This is a genomic window from Slackia sp., from assembly GCF_977041755.1.
Genome location: NZ_CDRRGL010000113.1, coordinates 4,970 through 5,697, shown reverse-complemented (window position 1 = coordinate 5,697; position 728 = coordinate 4,970). Strand labels below are relative to the sequence as shown.

Sequence of the window (728 nt, the reverse complement as noted above, 5' to 3'; positions counted from 1 at the left end):
TGACTTGGCCAGTGGCAAGGCGAAGAATAAATGGCTGTATTGGCCCGTCGTGCGTGGCTGCCGCGCGTTTGTGGAAAGCTTGATTTTGGGCTATAAGGCGCTCGAAATTGCCGCGATGCATGCGTATGGCGACGAGGAGGAATTCCCGGAGAAGGCTAAAGAGGCGAACGCGAACGGGGCCGTTTCGAAGAAAGGCGCTTCGACCGAGAACGCTTCTTTCGCCGAGCCCGTTGAGAGGCATCCGCGCCTTTGCGAAAACTCCGATGAAGAAAAGCGTGTGAGCCATGAAGAGCAGGGCGCCCTCGACGCAGTCGATTCTCGCGCTTGCGAAAGCTTGGGTGAAGATAAAACCGAGGATTCTGCAAGGAAGTCCACGACAGAACCTCCTGTGGTTTTGGCCGGCGAAAAAGCAGCGGACGACGCCAGCGGCTTCTCGTGGAAAAATGATTTCGGCAATCCCGGTGAAGCGATTGACGCCTTGGGCGCGCAGCGTTCCTTGGATATCGTTGTCGAGTCCAACGCCGCCGAGTCCAGCGCCGCCGAGACTAACGTGACCGAACCCGGCGCGGTTGAGCTCGATTCAGTCGAGCCCAGCGCGGCCGAGGCTCGTGACGGGGACGAAGGCGGTTTTGGCAAGCGCGAAATGGCTATCTCGATGGCGCTTGGCCTGCTTTTGGGCGTCGGCTTGTTCATCATCGCGCCTGCGTTCATCGCGAACGTGCTCGTTG

Annotated in this window: 1 protein-coding gene; it reads left to right on the top strand. The window is 59.1% G+C overall.

Features of this window, described 5'->3' with window-relative positions; translation table 11 throughout:
• On the top strand, window positions 1-728 hold a 728-nt coding region (locus ACWI8T_RS07755; RefSeq protein ID WP_449138524.1), incomplete at both ends, for a DUF1385 domain-containing protein.